The sequence below is a fragment of the Lactobacillus taiwanensis genome (assembly GCF_017894345.1).
Lineage (GTDB): Bacteria > Bacillota > Bacilli > Lactobacillales > Lactobacillaceae > Lactobacillus > Lactobacillus taiwanensis.
Genome location: NZ_CP059276.1, coordinates 1,706,315 through 1,729,432 on the forward strand (window position 1 = coordinate 1,706,315; position 23,118 = coordinate 1,729,432).

A 23,118-nucleotide genomic window follows, 5' to 3' on the forward strand; every position below is an offset into this window, starting at 1 on the left:
AGTTTTCTATATAAAAATGAGCTAGCACAACATCGCACTAGCCTATTTTCATTAAATTAATTAACCTGAATATATTTTCTATCTTTATAAACAAAATTCATTTTTTCATTAGTAGTCCTAATCTCAATTCTCTGATAAATTGGTTTATAACCATTAATTTTCAAACTGATAGTCGCCTTACCATCATCAACCTTTATCTCATAAAGATTATACTCACCTTTTTGATATACAAAATCGGTCCCGTTATCCTGATAATGAATGTATTTACCATGTTCACCAAATACTCTAAATATCATTTTTTCATCTGGTTTAGAAGAAATATGTTCCTTAACTTCTCCCCACGGTAAAATAGTATTTTTCTTAATAAATAAGGGTAGCTTGTCAATTGGGGCACTGACTAAAATAGTAGTATTACCGCTATAAGTAACATTATTCCAAAAATCAATCCATTCCCCTTGTGGCAAATAAACAGTTCTACAGTTTTTACCTTCTTCAACAATTGGTGCTACCACAATATTTGTACCAACCATGTATTCGTCATTCATGTTTTTAACTGCTGGATCAGTTGGATAGTTTAAAACTAAAGGTCGCATAATCGGTAAACCTGTCTTACTTTCTTGAGCAAATAAATCATAAAGATATGGAATAAAATGATATCGCAAATGTAAGTACTTGCGGTATATCGATAGAGTTGGTTCTCCAAAGATCCATGGCTCTTGCGACCGTGTGCCCATAGCAGCATGATTTCGAAGAAGAGGACTAAACACTGCTGTCTCAATCCATCTTGTTAGGAGTTCTGGTGTAGTATCTGCACCAAATCCTCCAATATCTGTCCCCGCAAAAGCAAAACCACTCATTCCTAAATTGCATAGCTGCGGAATCATCATTTGTAAATGAACCCATAAACTTTGATTATCACCAGTCCAAACGGTAGAGTATTTTTGCGTTCCCGCATAAGCAGCACGGGTAATCACAAATGGGCGTTTACCAGTTAAATTCTTTAAGCCGTAATAGGTTGCTTTAGCCATATTGTGACCATAAACGTTATGCATTTTAGCATGTGTTGATTTCTTTTTTTCATCACTAAAAATAATATCTTTCGGAATTTCTCCATTAAATGACGCTGGTTCATTCATATCATCCCAAATTCCATCAACACCTAAATCAACTAAAAACTTACAATTTTCTGACCACCATTTTCTGACTGCTCCACGACCAAAATCTGGGTAAACAGCATCTCCCGGCCAAACTTTATTAACATAAACTTGACCATTCGGTGCTTTTACAAAATATCCTTTTTTAATTCCTTCTTGGTAGATCTGATAACTATCATCCTTTTTGACACCAGGATCAATAATTGTAATCACATGGAAACCTAATTTATGAAGTTTATCAATAAATTTTCTCGGATCATCATAGGTATCTGTCCTCCAGGTAAAAACTCGATAGCCATCCATATAATCAATATCTAAATGGATAGCATCACAGGGCAGGTGATATTCGCGCATCTTAGTAACAATTTCTTCTACCTTTTCAGCACTTATACTATATCCCCACCGAGATTGTTGATATCCTAAAGTCCACTTTTGTGGCAACGGTGTTTTTCCAGTTAAGTAAGTATAATTTTTAACAATTTCTTTTAAGTCACTCCCGCCAATAATGTAATAATCAATATTTCCATTGTCAGCTGCAATGTAGTAGTAGTTATTACTTTCTTTGCCTAAATCAAAATAACTATGATAAGTATTATCGAAAAAAATTCCGTATGGATGATTGTTCTTCAACCCAATTAGAAATGGAATCGACTTATATAAACGAGTAAAACTTTCTACCTGCGGCTCGGGATTATCTGTATTCCAGTTTTCATAGGCATAGTGACGTTTATTTAAAAACCCAGTCTTATCGCCTAAACCATAAAATTGCTCATCGTCTGCTAACTCTTTGACTAGTTCATAGTAGTGGTCATCTTTTCCTCTACTAGTAACTACTTCATGGCCTTCCGACTCGGCCAACTTTTGTTGGCTAGAATCTACTTGTCGGTCAATTGGAATTCGAGAGCCCTGATAGTCAATAATTAAAGGATTTTCTTCTCCATCATAAACATCTATTTTTTTATCGTGATAAACTTTAATGATTAATTTTGAAGTTTTTATTTCAAGATAGTCATTCTTTTTCTCAACTTTAAATTTAGTGTCTATTGCCTTATTTCCTTCAATTGCATATGAATTAGTATGCTCACCGCGATTTTGAAATACACGGATTATCTCAGGTGTTAAGATTGTTAATTCAAGACTAGAATTAGTGAAATTTATCTTTATTTTGTTTTTATTAATCGCATATGTTTTCAAACTATTTGTATTCATAATTAAGCCTCTACATCTTTTTGTATCCGCTTTCAATTTTATCACAAAAAAACTACTCAACTTTTGAAAGCTGAGTAGTTAAATTTTTATTCCTTAATACCTTGTAAGGCACGCTTCATATTCTTCCACATTCCATTATCATCGGTTTGTAAAATAAGGCTTGAATAGATTTTTCTAATCCACCAAATCGATCCCAGTAAAAATACGAATAAAATTATTAGAGAGATGACTGCTTCTAGGCCAGTCGCATTTCCTTTAATTAGGCGAAGGGGCATTAGGAAAGATGATAAAAATGGTACGTAAGACATAATCATGGCAAAAATACTATCAGGATTATTAGATAAACTCATACTACTAAATAATCCAAGTAAAGTTAAATAAACTAAAGGTTGTACAGCCTTGTTAGCATCTTCAGCCTTAGTGACAATTGCACCACAAACAGCTGCATAAACGATGTATAGGATCAAGCCAAGTACGACGAATAAGAGTCCCCAAGAAATTATTTGTCCTAAAACTTGATCGATAGCAGGCTTTATTTGAGCAAATTTATCTTTTACTCCATCAATATGGGGAGCCATATAGTAAAAGCCAGAAAACATCACAGCATAAATTAACAGTTGAGTAAGAATTTCGAGGAAAATACCTAACACTTTACCATCGAAGTACTTTCCACCAGGCATGCTTGAAAAGATCATTTCCATAATTTTAGTTCCCTTTTCACTCGCAATGTCTTGCGCCATGATAGTGCTATAGGTTTGAACTAAAAAGTATAAAACAAAGATTAAGATCCAAAAAGTAGCGGTCTTTAAGTTCTTTTCATCACTTGCATTCAACTTTTTATCATTAGTCTTCTCAGTAAATTTAACTTTTTGAGAAAGTGACTGCATCTGTTCCTCACTGAGCTTAGCGTTTCTTAGATTAAGTGCTTGCTGTTGAGTGTTTAAAACTCTGAACAACTTAGTCTTAACATCATTATCAAGGCTTTCAGTACCATAATAATTTGCGACTAATTGAGTAGAAGTCTCTTTAACCACAATATAACCACTAATATCACCGTCTTTATAGGCTTTTTCAGCTTTTGCCTTATTTTTATATCCATCAAAATCTTCTGTTTTCTTTAATGGCCGAACTATACTCTGATTTTGACTTACTATTCCTACCGTTGTATTACTGTCGAAAGCTGAAGATGAACTCATTCCAAAGAAAAAAGAAATCAATAATACAAGAAATGGTGCGAAAATCATTAATAAAAATGACCAATTTTTCACTTCTCTACGATATGTTTCTTTAGCAACTAACCAAGTTTTATTCATTATCTTCACCAGCTTTCATTTTAAAAATTTCATCTAAAGTTGGTGGTTCTTGATCAAAAGTTCGCAAGTATTTTCCATGGGAAAGTGTATTAAAAATTTCTTCTCCATAACTAGCGTCTGTTAACCAAAGTTTGTAGATACCGTTATTTTGTAAAACTACATTTTCAACCCCAGGTAAATTTTTAACATTATCAAGATTCAAGTCCGTTCTGATAAACAATCGAGTTAAGCCGAAATTATTACGAACATCATTTACAGCACCATTTAACACAATATGCCCATTATTAATCATTACTACGTCATCACACAATTCTTCAACATTAGACATATCATGATCCGAAAATAGGATAGTAGCTCCGCGTTTCTTTTCTTGTAAGATTACTTCTTTAATTATTTCGACATTTACTGGATCGAGCCCACTAAAAGGCTCATCCAAAATAATTAAGTTTGGCTGATGAATAAGAGTAGCAATTAATTGGATTTTTTGTTGATTACCTTTAGACAAACTCTTTATTTTATCAGTAATCTGACCCTTAACTTCTAGCTTTTGCATCCAATCTTGCAAATCACTTTTTACTTCAACTTTTTTCATTCCTTTTAAACTAGCCAAAAAATTCACTTGCTCTAAAACAGTTAATTTTGGCATTAAGCTCCGCTCTTCAGGCAAATAGCCAACAGAGTTATAATCACGACTTGAAAAAGAATGACCATCAATAGTAATTTTTCCTTGGTACTTAACAAACTTTAGGATGCTATGAAAAAGAGTCGTTTTTCCTGAACCGTTTTTACCAATTAAGCCTAATATCTTTCCATTATCTGCTTGGAAGTTGATATCAAACAAAACTTGTTTGCTTCCAAAGCTTTTATTTAAGTTCTCTACTTGTAACATAGCCTTTTCTTTCTAAGTAAATTTTATTAAAGTTAGGCTTAATTATATCAATATTTTTTCTCAATAGCTGCTAATATACCAAAAATACCTCTCAACTATCCAAAGCTGAGAGGCATTTATCTTTATTTATACATATATTTTGCAGTAGCTTCTTTAGGATCCATCCCATTACGTATCTTCAAAGCAAGTTCAATTGAAACATCAGCGATAATTGATTGCGGATCAATCACATTATAAGGATGATCTGGAGCTTTTTCTTGAGCAAGAGACAATTCAGTACATCCCAATAAAATCACTTTACAACCATATTTATCATGCATTGTCTTCAAGATCTTATGGTATAAATCATGATCAACAATACCCTTTTCCTTAATATCGCTGTAAATTAATTCGTTAACCATTGGCTGAATTTCTGGACCGCCTAGTTCTACCTTCTTGCCAACACGTTCTAGTTCATCCACATACAGATGATCATAGATAGAACCTTCAGTTGCAATTAAGCCAATCTTTTCCTCACTAGGAAAATCATCCACAAACTTATGCACCGCAATTCGCATCATATGTAAAAATGGTACATCAGTTAATGCAGCCAGATCATCATAAAAGTAATGCGCAGTATTACATGGCATTACAAAGAAATCTGGATTAAGCTTGGCTTGGCTTACTACATCATCCTTTAAATCATAGAAAAAGTTAGGTTTACTATGATCCATAATATATGCTGTTCGGTCAGGAATTTGAGCATCATTTACTAAGATGTAGTTCAAATAATCCTGATCTTTAGCAATTTTTACTCGATGATTAATTAAGCGGACATAACTTTCAGTTGCAATTGTCCCCATTCCGCCAATAATTGAGAAAAAGTGTTTCATTCCTATTCCTCGTCATCTTTTTCTAGTTCATTAATTACACTTTCAGCAACTTTAATATCAGTTGGATATGGTGTATCTACTCCGCGAATCTTTTGGAATGGATCAGCACCCTTACCACAGATCAAAACGATATCATCCTTATTAGACATGGCAATTGCATCGTGAATTGCCTTTTCACGATCTAATTCAATTGTGACATCAACTTTTTCATGATCAATGCCAGCATCAATCTCTTGTGCGATATCCATTGGGTCTTCAAAGCCAGGATCATCTGTTGTTAAGAATGCCTTATCTGCATAAGCAGTTAAGCTTTCGCTAAATCCAGGACGACGAGATACACCCTTATCTCCAGGTGCTCCAACAACCACAATAATCTTAGGATTATTAAACTCACGTTGCATAAAACTCATTAAAGCCATCATAGATGCTTTATTGTGTGCATAATCAACAATCACAGTACCATGATTCTTTGATGGCAAAGCTTCCATACGCCCAGGAATAGTTACGTGGCGAATACCCTTAGCACATTCCTCATAGCTTTCACCAGCAAGTCCAGCACCAATAATAGCAGCTGTACCATTCATTTCATTGAAATCACCAATCATTTGAAGAGTGTAATCTCCAGCAATTGGTAACTTCTTAGCTTTTTCAGAAGCACAGAACAGTTTGAATTCAGTCTCTTTCATATCAGTTTCAACTGATTGGAAGCGGAAGTCAATTGGTTGCTTTAAGTTAGGATTTTCAAAATCGTTTCTTGCAAATAGGTAAATACTATCTGGATTAGTAGTTGTCGTAGCTGCTGCGTAAATCTCATCGAAGTGATCAGACATTGCGTTAATAATACACTTACGTGAGTTAACCATTAATTGCAACTTACAGTGCAAGTAATCCGCAAAGTTAGGGTGTTCATTTGGTCCAATATGGTCTGGAGTAATATTTAAGAAAAATCCTAAATCATAAGTTAAACCAAAGACACGGTTCTTCTTATATGCCTGACTAGAAACTTCCATTACCAAGTGAGTCATACCATTATCAACAGCAGTTCTCATATCACGGAATAAATCTAAGCTTTCAGGCGTAGTCAAACTTGCCTTAAACTTATCTTCAGGCTTGGGTCCGACAATGTCATCTACTGATGAGAATAAGGCTGTACGACCTCCATTAATTTGGTCAAGCATGCCTTTTAAGAAGTAAGCAGAGGTTGTCTTACCCTTAGTACCAGTGAACGCTACAACATATAAATCATCTTGTGGAAATCTGTAAAATGCAGCTGATAAAAGAGCCATAGCTTTAGTTACATCTCTAACAACTAAAGCATGCATTCCTTTACCTTCTGGATAGGGCTGTTCTGCTACATAACAAGTAGCACCACTATCTTTAGCCATTGATAAATAAGTAGGTCTGAAACCTTTACCCTTACAGAAAAACAAAGTATTTGTTTTTATATCACGTGAATCATATGAAATATAATCCATCTTAGTTGGAACTGCATCTTGAACAGCACTTGATTTAAGCAAGTGGTGTTCCTTCAATATTAAGATGCAAGTGTTTAAAGAAATGCTAGAATCGCTCATTTTTTCTCCCCAATTTTTTAATCAATTCAGCCTAAATTATAGCACACCATCATTTCTCTTGGGGGCTATTGAGTGGTAGTTGAATAATAAAACTAGTTAATTCTGCTGTTGACTGACATTTAATGGTTCCACCATGTAGATCAACAATACTTTTTGTAATCGCTAGCCCTAATCCAGTACCGCCAGTTTTTAAATTTCTTGAACTTTCGACACGATAAAAACGATCAAAGATCTTTTGCAAAGATTTCTTAGGGATTTGTTCCCCATTATTTTCAACTCTAAGTTCTACAAATTTATTATTTACCCTATTTGCAATTAAGTTGATTTCAGTTGCTCCATGTCCATACTTTAAGGCATTTGAAATCAAATTATTTAACATTCGAACAATCATCTTTGCATCTGCATCAATTACGAGATCTCTTGGCCTAGTTATCACATTAAAAGTAATGTTTTTCTTTTCAGCTTCTAATTCAAAACCAGCAGCTACTTGTTCAAGCATCGAATTAACATGCAGCGGTGCTAAAACCAGCTTATTATTTGTCGAAGAGCGCAGAGTAGTATATTCAAATAGATCTTCAGCTAGAGCCTTCATTTGAAGAGCTTTATCATAAGCTATTTGGATGTACTTAGTTTGATCTTCATTTAACTCACTGTTCTTCAATAAGCCAAGATAGCCAATAATCGAAGTTAGTGGTGTTCTAATATCATGAGAAACATTAGTAATTAAGTCATCCTTCGATTGCTCTATCTGCCGCTCCTCTTCCATTGAAGCAACAGTACTATCAACTAACGCATTAATTGAATCAATCACTTTTTGCAAATCTGTCTTTACAACAAAGGGAATTCGATGATCAAAATGACCATCTGCAATATAGTGTAATTCATCAATAACGTGACGCAATTGCATTTGTCGATATCTTCTAATTAAGCGCCAATACACTACAATGGCATCGCTGACTAACATGAAGCTAATAAAAAGCCGTTGCCAAGACCATAAATGCACTCCATTAGCAAAAGTAATGGTTTTCTTCAAAAAGAAAATTCCATTTTCTAATCTTGGATCATTTAAGACAGCTAGGTTAATCAAGATAATGATCGAAAGGTTTAAAAGTAAAAGCAAAATAACGGTTATTACGCCTTCACCGAAAAGTTCGCTTTTTTCTTTTGTGGTTAGGATTACTTTCTGCTTTTTCATCCCTACTAAGCCTCTACTTTATAGCCTACTCCCCAGACTGTTTGAATAACTTCTTCACCATCAGTTGCCTTTTGAATCTTATCACGTAAGTGAGAAACGTGTACCATAACAGTTTTAGCAGAAACAACTGATTCTTGTTGCCATACTCTTTCGAATATCTCATCAGCACTAAAAACTCGATTAGAATGGCTAGCAAGCATATATAAAATTCCAAACTCTAAGGCAGTTAATTGGATAACCTTACCAGTTAAAGTTTTAACTTCATGTGAATCTTTATTGATCACTAAAGGTCCTACCTCTAATACATCTGGCTTATCATCTTTTACTTCCTTCTGGCTACGACGAAGAAGTGATCTTACACGTGCCATTACTTCTAATGGATTAAATGGTTTAACTACATAGTCATCTGCTCCAGTAATCAAGCCTTGAATCTTGTCCATATCACTAGTCTTAGCAGAAACCACTAAAATTGGAATCTCTGAATCTTTTCTAACTTCCTTGATAACTTCAATTCCTGACATTTGTGGCATCATAATATCAAGAATCATTAATGCAATTTCTGGATTAGTAGAAAGTTTCGTTAAAGCTTCTTTACCGCTATAGGCAGCAATTGGCTCATAACCTTCATTTTTTAAATATATACTTAATAATTCAACGATTTCTTTATCATCATCAACAACTAAGATCTTCATGAGGATTGCTCCTTATCTATAATTATTTATCACATTAAAAAATCTATTATTAATATTTTACCTGTTTTCCTTTTAATTACCTAAATTAAACCACGTTTTTAAAGAATTATAAAAAATGGACCCTAGGAAAAATCTCTAGACTCCATTTTTTAATTAATCTAATTCTTTTTTACCAGTGTACAACTCGTAGTAGTAACCTTTTTGTTTCAAAAGTTCTTCATGGGTACCACGTTCAATAATATGACCATGGTCTAGAACCAAAATAAGATCTGAGTTAACAATTGTTGATAAACGGTGAGCAATAACAAAACTTGTCCTACCAGCAAGTAAGTTGTCCATACCGGCTTGAACCATACGTTCAGTTCTAGTATCAATACTTGAAGTTGCTTCATCTAGAATCATTACCGGTTCATCCGCAATCATCGCTCTAGCAATACTGAGCAGTTGCATTTGGCCTTGCGACAAATCGCCGCCATCACCATCAATTACAGTTTCATATCCGTCATCAAGTTCATGAATAAACTCATCTGCATGTGCTAAACGCGCAGCTTGATATACTTCATCATCACTAGCATCAGGTTTACCAAAACGAATATTATCCATAATAGTTCCAGTAAAGAGGTGAGTTTCTTGTAAAACAATCGACAAAGAATGTCTCAAATCATTTTTTCTAATTTGAGAAATTGGAACACCATCATAGGTTATCTTTCCGGATTGAATCTCATAGAAGCGGTTAAGCATGTTAGAAATAGTTGTCTTGCCTGCTCCCGTTTCACCAACCAAAGCGACTTTCATACCAGGTTTGGCATTGATATTAATATCATACAAGATTTGATGTTCTGGAACATATGAGAAGTTAACGTGATCAAAGACAATGTGACCTTTAATTGGAACTTTTTTAATATAGCCATTCTTTTCTGGCACATCCCAGTACCAGCTATTCTTAACTTCTTGATTAGGAGACATAATAACATCTCCATTATCAATTTCAGATGGTTCATCTTCTAGTGCAAAAATTCTTTGAGCACCAGCTAAAGCTAGAACAATTGAGTTCAATTGCTGTGAAATTTGAGCAATTGGCATACTAAATTGACGCGATAACTGTAAGAATGAAGCAATTGCACCTAAGGTTAGTGGAGCCCAACCATTAATTGCAGCTGCTCCTCCAATAAATGCAATTAAGACATATAATAAGTTTCCCATGTTACCCATAATTGGGAATAAGATTGTTGCATATGTATTAGCTTTTCCAGAAGCTCCACGTAACTCTTCGTTAAACTTATCAAACCCTTCTTCAGCTTCAGGTTCATGAGAGAAGACCTTAATAACTTTTAAACCATTAAGCATCTCTTCGTTATAACCATTGATTTGTCCTAATTTATTCTGTTGTACTTTGAAGTAATAACTAGATTTAATAGTTAAAAATCTAACAATTCCAAATGATAAAGCAAAAATAATAAATGAGAATAAAGTTAGTTGCCAGCTTAAACTAAACATGGCTACAATAACAAAAATCAAACTCAATGCTGAATTTAAGAATTGCGGCAATGACTGCGAAATCATTTGCATCAAGGTATCAATATCGTTAGTATAACGACTCATGATATCCCCATAATTATTTTGATCAAAATAAGCAATTGGCAAAGATTCCATATGAGCAAATGTTTCATTACGGACACGGAACTGAACTTTTTGAGCTAAAACACCCATTAGCATACTGAAAAGATAGTTAGAGATGAAGCCAATTGCATAAATCCCAAACATTACCAAAATCGCGTTTAGAAGTGGACCATAATTCGGAACTTTTTCATGTAAGAGTGGTGTTACGTAAGTATCAATCAGTCGCTCAATAAATAGCGATCCAATTACAGCAGAAGCAGCTGCTAAAACAATAGTAATTATTGAAACAACTAACATCCAAGGGCTAGTTGTCAAAACTAATTTTAATAAACGACCAAGAACTTTTATCCTGTTTCCTTTAGGTTGGGTTCTTTTTTTTACTTGATCCATAACTTACTCTCACCTACTCTCCCGCATTATTTTCTTCTTGGAACTTAGCAATTGAACGATAAAGTTCATTGGTTTTCATTAATTCTTCGTGTGTTCCAATTGCTTGAATCTTACCGTGTTCCATAACAATAATTCGATCGGCATCTTTAATGGAAACTACTCTTTGAGAAATAATAATCTTAGTAGTATGAGGCATGTCTTTTGCCAAAGATTCACGAATTTCACGCTCAGTTGTCGTATCCACAGCAGAGGTTGAATCATCTAAAATTAAAATTTCTGGATTCTTCAAAAGTGCACGAGCAATAGTCAGACGTTGTTTTTGTCCACCCGAAACATTATTCCCGCCTTGTTCAATCATTGTATTGTAGCCATCTGGCATTTCACGAATAAAGCCATCTGCATGAGCAACCTTAGCTGCAACTACAACTTCTTCATGTGTTGCATTTTCGTTTCCCCATTTTAGGTTTTCTTCAACAGTTCCACTAAACAAAACATTCTTTTGTAAAACCATTGCAACTTTATCACGAAGAGCCTTCAATTCGTATGATTTAACATTATGGCCAGCTACTCTAACTGCACCAGACGTTACATCGTAAAGACGAGGAATCATTGAAACTAAAGTTGATTTAGATGATCCAGTCTCACCGATAATACCGATTGTTTCCCCAGGGGTAATATGTAAGTTAATATCCTCTAAAGCATAGTGCTTTTCATCTGGTGAGTATTTGAAGTTAACATGATCAAAAATAATATCTCCATTAGTTACGTCTTTAAGAGGTTTACGTGGATTTTCGATTGCTGGCTTTTCGGTTAAGACAGCTGCAATACGTTTACCACTAGCTTCAGAAATAACTAATTGTGTAGTGATCATAGCTAAAATATTTAAACTAAACAAAACAGAGTTTGAATACGAAAACATAGAAACTAATTGTCCAGTTTGTAAACTTCCACCAACGATTTCTTTGGCACCAAACCAACAGATTGCTAAAGTTGAAATATTAAGAACTGCCATTACAACTAACGCATTAAGTGACATAATCTTTTGCGCAGTTGAGAAAAGTTTATAAATAAAACCAGATGACTTTTCAAACTTTTCAATTTGGGCTTCTTCTTGAACATAAGTCTTTACTTCTCTAATTCCGCGAATATTTTCACGAACATCTTGGTTCATTGCATCATATCCTCTAAAAATACGTGGGAAGTAAGGATATGCACTTTTAATAATTAATGCTAAAATCAAGACGAAAATTGGGGCAATTACCACAAAGATTAAAGATAATCTAGGACTGATAACGATTGACATAATAATTGAAAAAACTAGCATTAATGGCGCACGAACAGCAATTCTAATAAGCATTTGATATGCGTTTTGAACATTAGTTACGTCTGTTGTTAGACGTGTTACCAAACTAGCACTAGAAAACTTATCGATATTACTAAAAGAAAAATCTTGAATATGATAAAACATATCTTTTCTTAAATTAGCTGCAAATCCCGCCGCTGCATGTGCAGAAACATAACTAGCACTTGCACCTAATGCTAAAGAAATTAAAGTTAATACAAAAAGAATTAGGCCCCATTTATTGATATAGCCCATATTCCCTTTCATAATTCCCCTATCAATTAGAATACCAACCAAGTACGGGATCAGCATTTCAATTAAAGCTTCACCTGCAACCAGGACTGGGGAAGTCAACGACAATTTTTTGTATTGTCTAATTGACTTACGTAACTCATTAACCATATAAAACCCCCGTTCTTTACTTAAAAAAGATAAAAATAAATAGACGCCTCGCGCCGTCTATTCACTCCCCTAACCAATAAATTATTTGTTATCTTTATTTATACTGTAGACTAATTTAAATAAATAGTCACGCTTTTAATTTCGACGATTTTGTCTTCTAGCGGCAATTTCATTTTGACGCTTAATTTGCAATGGATCAACAACATGGTACTTTTGACGGAACCATCTGCGAACAAAGAAGGCAATTACCGCTAATACAATGTAAACCCATGGGTTTAATACAGGATTAATCACTCGCATAAATGGCATTGTTGTAAATTGAATCCAAACCATTATGATTCCGACTAAAAATACACCTATCAAAATAATTTGCCACATTGGTGGACGTTTACTTTTATCCCTAGTAATTAACTCAGTGTAGTATGCCATTAAAATACCAAATAAAATTGTAACTGATGCAACAGTTAAAATACCCAATTGTTGCATACGATCTTGTTGCTTAGAACTGTTGCTAAATAGTTGTACTACACCAAAAAATCCAGCAAAGATAACAAAGTATAACAAACCATTATCTACGGCATGCATCCAAAACTTAGTCTTAGGTGCTTCTTTTTTAGGATTAGCAATTTCGATTGCTTTTTCTCTTGGAGCTTTTTGATATAAGTTAGATGCTGGAATTCCTTTACGTTGCGCAACAATAATTTCTGGCAAAATTTGATCAATTGCTGGCTCTACTTGATCCATAGTATAGTTTTGATCTTCTGTCAAAAACTTCTCCAAACGAAAAATATAATCTTGGTTTTTATTACTCAACTTATTACGCAATTCTTTCGGAGACATCTTTTTAATCTCTTCATCACGAGCATTTTGTTCATGTGCCTTTTTTAATTTTTCTTGTTGCGCATTACCTGCTGTTGAGTTCTTGGCAGCTTCAGTATTTTTACTTTTATTTTGATCTTTTGGATCCATTCAAAAAACTCCTAAACATTAAATCTAAATTCAATAATATCCCCATCTTGAACTACATAATCTTTTCCTTCAAGACGAAGCTTTCCAGCTTCTTTAACTTTTTGCATGGTTTCAAGCTCATTTAAATCATCAAATGAAACAACTTCTGCTCGAATGAATCCACGTTCAAAGTCTGAGTGAATAACACCTGCAACTTGTGGTGCTTTCATGCCTTCATGGAAAGTCCATGCACGAGTCTCAGGACCACCAGCAGTAAAGAAAGTACGAAGGCCTAAAATGTGGTAAGCAGCCTTAATCAAGCGATCAAGTCCAGACTCTTCAACGCCTTCCATTTCAAGAAATTCTTTTCTTTCATCTTCATCCATTGAAGCAATTTCTTCTTCAGTAGCTGCACTAATTCCTAAGGCCTCTGCATTTTCACTTTCAGCATGCTTTTTAACAATTTGGTAGTACTTGTCACTTTCTGGATCAGCCATTGAACTTTCAGCAATATTAGCAACATAAATAACTGGCTTAGAAGTAAGTAAGAATAGTCCCTTAACGATCTTTTGTTCATCTTCATTAAAGTCAATTGAACGAGCAGCCTTACCTTCTTCAAGAACTGGCTTTAATTTATTTAAAACAGCTAATTCAGCTTTAGCTTCCTTATCGCCTTGTTGAGCAACCTTTTGAACTTTTCCAATTCTACGGTTAACTGCATCTAAGTCCGCAATTGCTAATTCCAGATTAATTGTGTTGATATCTTCTTCCGGATCAACCTTACCAGTAACTGAGGTAATGTTGTCATCATCAAAAGCACGAACAACGTGAACAATTGCATCGGTTTGGCGGATATTTTCAAGGAACTTATTTCCAAGTCCTTCACCTTTTGATGCACCCTTTACTAAACCAGCAATATCAGTAAATTCAAATGTAGTATGAACAATCTTCTTAGCTGGAATTAATTCTTGAATACGAGCTAGACGACTATCTGGAACTTCAACCATCCCCACATTTGGCTCGATTGTAGCAAATGGATAGTTTGCCATTTCGGCACCAGCTTTAGTAATCGCGTTAAACAAAGTAGATTTACCTACATTTGGTAATCCAACAATACCTGCAGTTAATGACATATTATTCTCCTCTTAATTGATTTTATTCAAAGTGCGGTACAGCAATATTTTCCTTTGGAACATAATGTTCTTCTTTTAAGGTAACAGGATCATTTGCTGCATGCAGCACTTTTTTTAATTTTTTATTGAATTCTGCTCGAGGCATCATAATTAAATGACCACACTCTAAGCACTTAATGCGAATGTCTGCACCCATTCGCAAGATTTCCCACTTATTTTCACCACATGCATGTGGTTTTTTCATCTGTACTACATCGCCCAAATGATACATGAAAAATCAACTCCTATTAATTATTTATCTAAATTAATTCCTAGTAAATCCAAAATTCGATTTAATTCATCAGTTGATGCAAAATCAATGGCTAAATGACCATTTCCCTTTTTGCCTTCGGTAATATTTACACTAGTACCAAATTTATCAGTTAATTGAGACTCACTAGCCCGAATGAAAGCAGATTTTTTAATAGACTTTTTCTTGGGTTTCTTTTCTTTTTCGTTTAATTTAGCTACTAATGACTCTAATTGACGGACAGTGATTCCATTCTTAACTACTTTTCGAGCTAGGTCATCAATACCATCTTTATCTTTTAATCCCAGCAGAGTTCTTGCTTGACCCATTGATAGTTCTCCTCTTTGGAGAAGACGCTTAGTTTTTTGTGGCAGGGTAAGCAAACGAAGATAGTTAGCAATATATGGTCGAGACTTTCCTAATCTTTTTGAAACTTCAGCTTGAGTTAAGCCCAGATTCTTTTGAAGCATTTCATAAGCTTGAGCTTCTTCTAAAGGTGTTAGATCTTCACGTTGCAAGTTTTCCAAAACTGCAACTTCCATCATTTGTGCTTCATCAAATTTACGAATAATAGCTGGAATTGTTTTTTTCTTAGCTAATTTGGAAGCACGAAAACGTCGCTCACCCGCAATAATCTCGTAACCATTAACTGATTTACGAATAATAATTGGCTGAAAGACGCCATTTTCTTTAATGGATTCAGAGAGTTCCTTTAAGCTTTTATTATCAAACGTTTTTCTAGGTTGATAAGGATTGGGTCTAATTTCATCTAAAGGAATTTCTGTAATTTCTTCAGTTTCTTGAACTTGCGGGCTTTCATCAAATAAAGCTTCTAATCCACGTCCAAGACCACGTTTTTTAGGTTCTTTAGAGTTTTTTACCATGAGCTTTCAACACCTCTTTTGCTAAGGAATCATACACTTGTGAGCCCCGAGATTTCGGCGCATATTCTGTAATTGGTTGACCATAACTTGGTGCTTCTGCCAATTTAGTAATTCTCGGAATAATGGTTTTATAAACTTTTTTATTAAAGTAGGATTGTACTTCCTTAACAACTTCTGCACCTAAATTAGTTCTTGCATCAAGCATTGTTAAAAGAACTCCTTCAACGCCTAAGTTTTTATTAAAATGCTTTTGAACTAAGCGAATTGTATTTAACAGCTGACTTAAGCCTTCCATTGCATAATATTCGCTTTGAACTGGGATTAAAATTGAATCTGAAGCTGTAAAAGCATTAATTGAAAGTTGTCCTAAAGAAGGTGGACAATCAATTAAAATAAAATCATATTCATGACTTACTTCATCAATTCCTTGTTTTAATCTAGTTTCACGGGCCATCATTGAAGTTAATTCCATCTCAGCACCAGCTAATTGTATCGTAGCTGGAACTGCATCAAGATTCTTAGTTTCAGTATGATGAATTGTTTCAGACAAAGAAATTTCATCAATTAAAACATTATAGATATCCTTATCTACAGAAGATTTTTCAATGCCTAAACCAGATGTCGCATTTCCTTGCGGATCAATATCAACAATTAAAACTTTATAACCATGATTTGCAATACTGGCACCTAAATTAATTGTTGTAGTTGTTTTACCAACGCCGCCTTTTTGATTAGCAACCGAAATAATTTGAACCATATTTACCCCTTTGCTTACTTTTTAAGCAATTCAATAGTAATCTTATAGGAATCTCCCTTTTTATCTTCTTTATATTTCACAGTCATTCCTGAATCTTTTGCCATCTTAATTGCTTTTTTAATGGTATTTATTTGTACTTTAAAGTCATTAGCTGTTCGAACTTGGACCTTTTTCTTAGCTTTTTTCTCTTTTTTAGGTTTATCTGCTTGAAGTTCTTCCTCTTTAGCCTTTTCTTGTGCTTCAAAATAACCATCAAGATCTTTTACCATCTTTTCGGTTTCTTTTACTGTTAAACCATTCTTAACAATTTCACTAACAGCAGTATCTTGATCTTCTTCATTCAAAGCTAAAAGAGCACGTCCATGCCGTTGTGAGATTTTCTTATCAATTAAAAAGCCTTGTACTTTTGGTGTAAGCTTGAGCAATCTAATTTTATTAGCAATATAAGATTGAGTCTTACCCATTTGAGCAGCCAATTCGGTTTGAGTTAAGTTATTAACCTTCATTAATTGAACATAAGCTTGCGCTTCATCAATTGGATTAAGATTTTCACGTTGTAGATTTTCAACTAAAGCCAAGGAGGCTGCTTTTTCATCATCCATATCTTCAACAATTGCTGGAATTTTAGCCCAATTTAATGACTGAGCAGCACGGAAACGACGTTCTCCAGCAATGATTTCATACTCTCCCTCAGGACCATCAGCGGGCTTGCGAAGAATAATAGGTTGTAATAGCCCTTGTTCTTTTAGAGTAGCAGCTAATTCTTCAATTGATTCATCACTAAAAGTATGACGTGGCTGATAGCGATTAGGAATAATTTTATCTAATTCAATCTCTTGAACCTGCTTACTTTCAGGAATCTTTTTTTGACGATTGCCAAATAATGAAAATGCCATATTTCAAATCCCCCAATCAAATTTAAAGTGGTTTTTTATTCGGCGTACCAGCCTGACGCGGATATTTCTTTGGTGTAGTCTTTACTTTTTTGACTATGATTAATGTACGCTCATCATCAGTATCAGGAAGAGTTAATTCCTTAACGTCTTCAACTTCTCCCCCTAACACTTCAATTGCATGTTTAGCTTCTGCTAATTCATCTTGTGCCTTAGGTCCTTTTAACGCGACCAGATCTCCATTGACTTTAGTTAATGGCAAGCAGTATTCACTCAAGACACTCATTCTTGCTACTGCTCGTCCAGTGACTAAATCAAATTTTTCTCGTAAATTTTTATTTTGTCCTGCGTCTTCTGCGCGACTATGAACTAAAGTAACTTCATCTAAGTCTAAATCATTTACTAATTCGTCTAAAAATTTCAATCGTTTACCCAAAGAATCAACAATTGTAATCCGCAAGTTAGGACATAAAATTTTAATTGGTAAGGAAGGAAAACCAGCTCCTGCTCCAACATCACACAAGGTCTTTTCGCCTTTAAATAGGTCGGGAAATTCCAAAAAAGGTGTAATGCTATCAAAAAAATGTTTTAAATAAACCTCGTCTTCATCAGTAATTCTGGTAAGATTAACTTTTTTATTAAATTCAATTAATTTATTATAGTATGTCGCAAATTGGCCTTTTTGATTATCACTAAGTTCAAAGCCATATTTTGCGAGTTCTTTTGCAAAAATTTCTGGATTCATTTTTCACCCGTGAAACCTAGTTTCACACTCCTAATTTACCGCAATTAAAGTCGGTTAACAATACTATTATGATCATAAACTAACGTATTTAATTATGGAGTATTTTTTAAGAATCGTCAAAAAACAACTAAGTCCCAAAAAATATGTATTTAAATTAAAATCTATAGGCTATAATGATTAGCAAAAGGAGTTAAATTTCATGATTGTTACGCTTATTGTGATTCTTTATCTTGGCTACCAAACTTATAAAGGCTACCAGCTGGGATTTGCTCAACGTGTTATTAATATGATTTTTGGTGCAATTGTATTTGCTGCTGCCATCCTAGGTCAAAATAGTTTAGGAAATTGGTTCTACGAACAATTTTCAGGGAAACTAGTTCCAACAACTGGCAACATTAGTCTTGAACTAATAGGATATCGTTTCTTGGCTTTCTTTGTAATTTGGTTTATTGGAAAGATGATTCTGAAAATATTCAAGGGCTGGCTACCTAAACGTGATCGGACTAAAAAGGGCATCAGTAACCTATTAGACAACGTACTTGGTGCACTGGTGTCATTCATTGCTGCTTACTTTCTAGTTTACGTTGCCCTATCGATGTGCCAAGCTTTTCAAAATCCTTGGTTTATCCAACAAACAGTGGATTCACCAATTTTACGAGTAATTATTTATAATACTCCAGGACTATCAAATGGTGTCTTTAAGACAATTTTTGGTATTAGTCGTACAGTAGGATAACTCAACAAAAATAGGATTCGGAAATTTCCGAATCCTATTTTTATACCCCAACTCTTTCAATTGAGTCATCGGCATATACAAATATTGCTCCATAACGACCAGCCTTATCATTTTTCCATCCTGGAATCGGTTGACCAGCGAAAAATAGTCGTTTACATTCAATTTCTGCTTGAACTGAATCACGGGTAAACAGCGTAACTCCTGCTACATGCGTTTTAACTGGATACCCAGTCTTTGGATCAATAATATGGTGATATTTTTTACCATTAATCTCTAAAAAGCGTTCGTACGTTCCACTGGTTACTGCTGAACATTCATGAACAGTTGCCGTTGTAAGATTGTCTCCGCGCTTCTTTTTTGGATCTTGAACACCTAAAATCCATTCACCACTTGTTCTTTTAGGAGAACTATTTACAAATAAAACATTGCCACCTAAATTAATAATTCCAGCTCTTACATCATAAGCATGCCATAAGTCTCTAATCCTATCAGCAATATATCCTTTTGCAATTCCTCCTAGATCAAGTTCCATTCCCTTTTTAGTTAGAAAAACAGTTTGATCATCATCATATAATATAACGTCATCAGGATTAGTTAAAGCCATTCTCTTTTTAATTTGAGCATCAGTTGGAATATGCGCTCCTTTAAACCCAATATGCCATAGCTTTACAACTGGTCCAATCAAAGCATTAAAGCCAAAATTTTGTTTACTTTCATAGACAGCTAATTTAATTAAATCATATGTACTTGCCGAAACTTGAACCGGATGAACTCCAGCTGCATGATTAATATCCATTACTTCAGAATGATCACGATTTACAGTTAATCGATCCTCATAACCTGCAATCAAGTCAAAACTTTGATCTAAAATCTTTTCACTATGATCTCCATAAATTTGTAATGTAATTACAGTTCCTAATCCACGCCCAACTTTTGAAATTGGATTTGAAGCATAATTTTCTATCATTTTGAGACCTTCTTTGGCTCTAAGTATAATTCTCTTAAACTTTGAATTAAATCGTCATCAATCTTCAGAACATTTTTAATATAATTGTCTAAACCATTATATTTTTCATCAATTAATAAAAGAGCAGTATCTAAATATTCATTAGCCACACTAGCTAAACTTCTAACATTAGCTCGCAAAATCACACTGCCTCCTTCATCAATTATCTTTTGATTCATCATTGCCTGATACTTGCCTAGCATTAAATTCGAAAATAAATAATCCTGCCGAATGGTTTCCATATCAACGCCAAGTAAATATAAAATCAAAACAGTAGCTAAACCCGTACGATCTTTTCCTTCAGAGCAATGAAAGATAATTGCTCCATCTTTAGTATTAGCAAAAATATTAAGCAAATTTCTAAAGGCATTTTGTGAATATTTTTTGCCAACTGAGGAATGGTATTGGTAACACATTGTTTTAAAGCCAGCATATTGATCTTTAGTATATGTCTTTTTTAATTGAAAAATTTTTTGATCTGTTTCCACATTCTGATTACCATGAATCGGATTATCAATATGTTCAACACCCGTCGGTACAATATCAGGTGCATTTTTGATTTCTTTAGGTGAACGTAGGTCAATTATCTTAGTTAAACCATAGTTAAGTAAAAAAGTCTCATCTTCCTTAGTCATTTGGCACAATTTACCAGTTCTAAGGAGACGGTGCATTTTTATTTTTCGACCATCAAAACCTACATAACCACCTAAGTCACGTGCATTAGGCACATGTTCTAATGGTAAAATATTTGGCCTAATCATTTTGCAATCCCTACTTTTCTAAATTTTTAAAAACAATTTTTTGTCCAGGCTCAATATTTGAAAGTAAACTACATTCACTATCGTCAACTTTTCCAAGTACTCTTACTTTTTGGCTCGCTGGTAAATCTCGTTTAGCGATATGAATTTCACCACTATTTAAGTTTTCACTACTATTAACTGTAACCGTTCCAACTAGTCGATCAAGTGGTAAGTCTTGAGCTTCAAATTTTGGAAGTTCATCTTCGTTATGGAGTCGAACAATATCTCTAGCCAGATATAAATAATTATGCCATTCATTTTCTTCCAAAAACGGAACTTTTTTATCTAAATGGAGTGTAATAGCATAATCCTTAGTATAGCGCGCAAAAGTCTTTATTGTTTCACTAGTTAATCTATCGCCTACGATAACATTACTGCAAGATAATTTCTTTAAATTTAAAGCAGCAGCTAAAGGATATATACCGCGTTGAGATTCAAGAGTAGTTTTTCCAGCAAAAAATGATCCTCTTTTTACTCTATCTCCAGCAATAAATGCAGCGGTTTCTAAATTACATTTACGAAGCCAACGATTTTTCTCTTCAAACCAATCATCAGCCATTCCTGTTTCAGGTTGTGAGTAAAAATCAAATAAGGCTCGAATATGATCAAAGTTCGCTGCCTCTTCCTTCAAATGAGTAATATCTTCTGGCTGTAAATAAATAGCATTTAATGAAACCCACATTGATTTAGATAATTTAGAAACAAATCTCATTAAGACTTGATCATTAATTCTTAAGCCTGTAACATTTAGAGTCTTCAACTTCTCCACATCATCTAAATCATATCCCAGTCGATGCAAATCATCTTGCGATACATCAGCTATTATCTTTAGCTCCAGATCTTTACACCAACCAGTTAACTGATTCAATCTTTTTAAGATTACATCTGCTTCATCATTTAATCCTGTTAATGAAGTAAATACCTCATTAAAGCCAGCATTTCTCATTCCTAATAAATAGTTATGGTCATCTGCTGTTAAATCTTTATCCAAGTAAACTGAAAAACCGAGCATCTATATTTCTCTTTTCTAAGCTTGAAAATGCTTTCTTTCATAAAAGATGATAAACTTTAATCACAAAAAAAGCTAGATAGAAAATTCTATCTAGTTCTTTTAATATGCGAAAATATACTTTAAATTACTTTTGTGTTTGTTCAACAAATTTAACAAAGTTACTAAATGCTAAATCAATTGCATGGATTGTTTCTTGATCTAATAAGTCTCCAGTATTTTTATCAAATTTATCTGCAGCATGACCAATCAAAACTTCATTTCCTGGTAAAACATTTGCGCTTTGATCAGGAGAAAGTAATATTTCACGCATTTCTTCTTGCGCTCTAGACGCACCTTGAATACCATAAGATGTTCCTAAAACCATTGCTGGTTTCATTTTCATTACATTTGCATTTCCTTGTGCATGGCTACCTGTCCATTCCATTGCACTCTTTAAAGATGAGGGAATTCCGTGATCATATTCAGGTGTAGCAAAAATCACACCATCTGCTTCACGAATCTTATTCTTGAATTCTTCAACGTTGCTATCTGGTTGAGCTTCCTTTTTAAAAGGCGGCAAATCAGCAATTTCATATACTTCAATTTCAGCTTGGTCTTGATAGCGTTTAGCCATAAATTGTTCTAAAAAACGATTATATGAAAAATCTGCATTTGTACCAACAATTGCTAATAACTTCATGCTTAACCCTCTCTTACTTACCTACTTCAGCGTAAAAACTATCAAATTCATCAAAGAAATGATCCAAGAATTTAACAGTTCCATCTGGTAAATTACCATCTTCATCGAACTGTTCTGGAGCAGTTCCCATCATAAATTCGTCGCCATTAAATACCTTGGCGCTAAATCCTGGTGAAGAAAGAACCATCTTCAAATGACTTTGTCCACGAGCAGATCCTTGAGGTAAAACTGAAGTTCCTACAATAACTACTGGCTTATCTTTAAAAGGATGTTCAGCTGATGAAAGCCATTCTAACGCACTCTTTAAAGATGAAGGAACTGAGTGTTGTTGTTCTGGAGTAGAGATTAAAACAGCATCCGCCTCAGCAACTTTTTTAGCAAAACTTGCCACTTTGCTTGGTTCTTTAATCCCCTCTTTAAACATTGGAAGATCTCTAACTTCTCCTAATTCAATATCATATCTACCAGTAAAATGTTTCTTAATAAAATTTAGCAAGTCTCGATTATAAGAATGATCTGCGTTGCTACCGACGATTGCAAAGAGCTTCATTTATTTCGTTACCTTTCATTAATTATCTATCTCT

At 34.2% G+C, this 23,118-nt stretch carries 22 protein-coding genes; 1 reads left to right on the forward strand and 21 read right to left on the reverse strand.

Annotated elements, in window-relative coordinates; genetic code table 11:
- Positions 1-56: 56 nt before the first annotated feature.
- The 16 genes from H1A07_RS08405 to rsmG all read right to left on the reverse strand — a co-directional run bounded on the left by H1A07_RS08405 (position 57) and on the right by rsmG (position 18,301).
- On the reverse strand, positions 57-2,363 hold the full coding sequence (locus H1A07_RS08405; protein WP_210144921.1) for a glycoside hydrolase family 31 protein: 2,307 nt from the start codon (positions 2,361-2,363) through the stop codon (positions 57-59).
- Between the two features lie 86 nt (positions 2,364-2,449).
- Positions 2,450-3,676 carry an ABC transporter permease gene (locus tag H1A07_RS08410; protein WP_210144922.1) on the reverse strand — a complete coding sequence of 409 codons (1,227 nt, stop codon included), beginning with the start codon at positions 3,674-3,676 and terminating at the stop codon, positions 2,450-2,452.
- On the reverse strand, positions 3,669-4,565 hold the full coding sequence (locus H1A07_RS08415) for an ABC transporter ATP-binding protein (protein WP_210144923.1): 897 nt from the start codon (positions 4,563-4,565) through the stop codon (positions 3,669-3,671). Before H1A07_RS08415 ends, H1A07_RS08410 begins: the two co-directional genes overlap by 8 nt.
- A 122-nt stretch (positions 4,566-4,687) precedes the next feature.
- Positions 4,688-5,437: an aspartate/glutamate racemase family protein gene (locus H1A07_RS08420; protein WP_210144924.1), complete on the reverse strand. Its 750-nt coding sequence runs from the start codon at positions 5,435-5,437 to the stop codon at positions 4,688-4,690.
- A 2-nt stretch (positions 5,438-5,439) separates the two neighbouring features.
- Positions 5,440-7,011 carry a UDP-N-acetylmuramoyl-L-alanyl-D-glutamate--2,6-diaminopimelate ligase gene (locus H1A07_RS08425; RefSeq protein WP_210144925.1) on the reverse strand — a complete coding sequence of 524 codons (1,572 nt, stop codon included), beginning with the start codon at positions 7,009-7,011 and terminating at the stop codon, positions 5,440-5,442.
- A 49-nt stretch (positions 7,012-7,060) separates the two neighbouring features.
- The gene (locus H1A07_RS08430) at positions 7,061-8,206 is read right to left on the reverse strand and encodes a sensor histidine kinase (RefSeq protein ID WP_210144926.1); all 1,146 of its coding nucleotides are present in this window, start codon (positions 8,204-8,206) and stop codon (positions 7,061-7,063) included.
- A gap of 5 nt (positions 8,207-8,211) precedes the next feature.
- Complete coding sequence (gene croR, locus H1A07_RS08435) at positions 8,212-8,898, reverse strand: response regulator transcription factor CroR (protein WP_210144927.1); 687 nt, start codon at positions 8,896-8,898, stop codon at positions 8,212-8,214.
- Between the two features lie 153 nt (positions 8,899-9,051).
- Positions 9,052-10,908, reverse strand: a complete 1,857-nt coding sequence (locus tag H1A07_RS08440) for an ABC transporter ATP-binding protein (RefSeq protein WP_210144928.1) — start codon at positions 10,906-10,908, stop codon at positions 9,052-9,054.
- Between the two features lie 13 nt (positions 10,909-10,921).
- Positions 10,922-12,652 carry an ABC transporter ATP-binding protein gene (locus tag H1A07_RS08445; RefSeq protein ID WP_210144929.1) on the reverse strand — a complete coding sequence of 577 codons (1,731 nt, stop codon included), beginning with the start codon at positions 12,650-12,652 and terminating at the stop codon, positions 10,922-10,924.
- A gap of 135 nt (positions 12,653-12,787) precedes the next feature.
- On the reverse strand, positions 12,788-13,621 hold the full coding sequence (locus tag H1A07_RS08450) for a DUF1129 domain-containing protein (RefSeq protein WP_210144930.1): 834 nt from the start codon (positions 13,619-13,621) through the stop codon (positions 12,788-12,790).
- A gap of 11 nt (positions 13,622-13,632) precedes the next feature.
- Positions 13,633-14,733, reverse strand: a complete 1,101-nt coding sequence (gene ychF / locus H1A07_RS08455; protein WP_004898030.1) for a redox-regulated ATPase YchF — start codon at positions 14,731-14,733, stop codon at positions 13,633-13,635.
- A gap of 22 nt (positions 14,734-14,755) precedes the next feature.
- A complete protein-coding gene (locus tag H1A07_RS08460) occupies positions 14,756-15,004 on the reverse strand; it encodes a DUF951 domain-containing protein (protein ID WP_210144931.1) in 249 nt (82 codons plus the stop codon).
- Positions 15,005-15,024: 20 nt separating this feature from the next.
- A complete protein-coding gene (locus H1A07_RS08465; RefSeq protein ID WP_057718653.1) occupies positions 15,025-15,906 on the reverse strand; it encodes a ParB/RepB/Spo0J family partition protein in 882 nt (293 codons plus the stop codon).
- Positions 15,890-16,663 carry a ParA family protein gene (locus H1A07_RS08470; RefSeq protein WP_057718654.1) on the reverse strand — a complete coding sequence of 258 codons (774 nt, stop codon included), beginning with the start codon at positions 16,661-16,663 and terminating at the stop codon, positions 15,890-15,892. The genes H1A07_RS08465 and H1A07_RS08470 overlap by 17 nt, the downstream gene beginning before the upstream one ends.
- Before the next feature lie 14 nt (positions 16,664-16,677).
- Positions 16,678-17,559, reverse strand: coding sequence for a nucleoid occlusion protein (noc, locus tag H1A07_RS08475; protein WP_094499354.1), 882 nt, complete (start codon positions 17,557-17,559; stop codon positions 16,678-16,680).
- Between the two features lie 22 nt (positions 17,560-17,581).
- Positions 17,582-18,301, reverse strand: coding sequence for a 16S rRNA (guanine(527)-N(7))-methyltransferase RsmG (gene rsmG, locus H1A07_RS08480; RefSeq protein WP_210144932.1), 720 nt, complete (start codon positions 18,299-18,301; stop codon positions 17,582-17,584).
- A gap of 199 nt (positions 18,302-18,500) precedes the next feature.
- On the opposite strand from rsmG, the gene H1A07_RS08485 reads away from it, so the two are divergent.
- Positions 18,501-19,037 carry a CvpA family protein gene (locus H1A07_RS08485; RefSeq protein ID WP_094496947.1) on the forward strand — a complete coding sequence of 179 codons (537 nt, stop codon included), beginning with the start codon at positions 18,501-18,503 and terminating at the stop codon, positions 19,035-19,037.
- A 40-nt stretch (positions 19,038-19,077) separates the two neighbouring features.
- Here H1A07_RS08485 and H1A07_RS08490 read toward each other — a convergent pair whose 3' ends face one another.
- The 5 genes from H1A07_RS08490 to H1A07_RS08510 form a co-directional block, all read right to left on the reverse strand.
- Positions 19,078-20,004, reverse strand: coding sequence for an FAD:protein FMN transferase (locus tag H1A07_RS08490; RefSeq protein ID WP_057718660.1), 927 nt, complete (start codon positions 20,002-20,004; stop codon positions 19,078-19,080).
- Positions 20,001-20,804: a tyrosine-protein phosphatase gene (locus H1A07_RS08495; protein ID WP_210144933.1), complete on the reverse strand. Its 804-nt coding sequence runs from the start codon at positions 20,802-20,804 to the stop codon at positions 20,001-20,003. Before H1A07_RS08495 ends, H1A07_RS08490 begins: the two co-directional genes overlap by 4 nt.
- A 10-nt stretch (positions 20,805-20,814) precedes the next feature.
- Positions 20,815-21,855, reverse strand: a complete 1,041-nt coding sequence (locus tag H1A07_RS08500) for a MupG family TIM beta-alpha barrel fold protein (protein WP_210144934.1) — start codon at positions 21,853-21,855, stop codon at positions 20,815-20,817.
- Positions 21,856-21,979: 124 nt separating this feature from the next.
- Complete coding sequence (gene nfr2, locus H1A07_RS08505) at positions 21,980-22,534, reverse strand: NADH-dependent flavin reductase subunit 2 (RefSeq protein ID WP_210144935.1); 555 nt, start codon at positions 22,532-22,534, stop codon at positions 21,980-21,982.
- Between the two features lie 13 nt (positions 22,535-22,547).
- Complete coding sequence (locus H1A07_RS08510; RefSeq protein ID WP_057718667.1) at positions 22,548-23,084, reverse strand: NADPH-dependent FMN reductase; 537 nt, start codon at positions 23,082-23,084, stop codon at positions 22,548-22,550.
- Between the last annotated feature and the right edge of the window lie 34 nt (positions 23,085-23,118).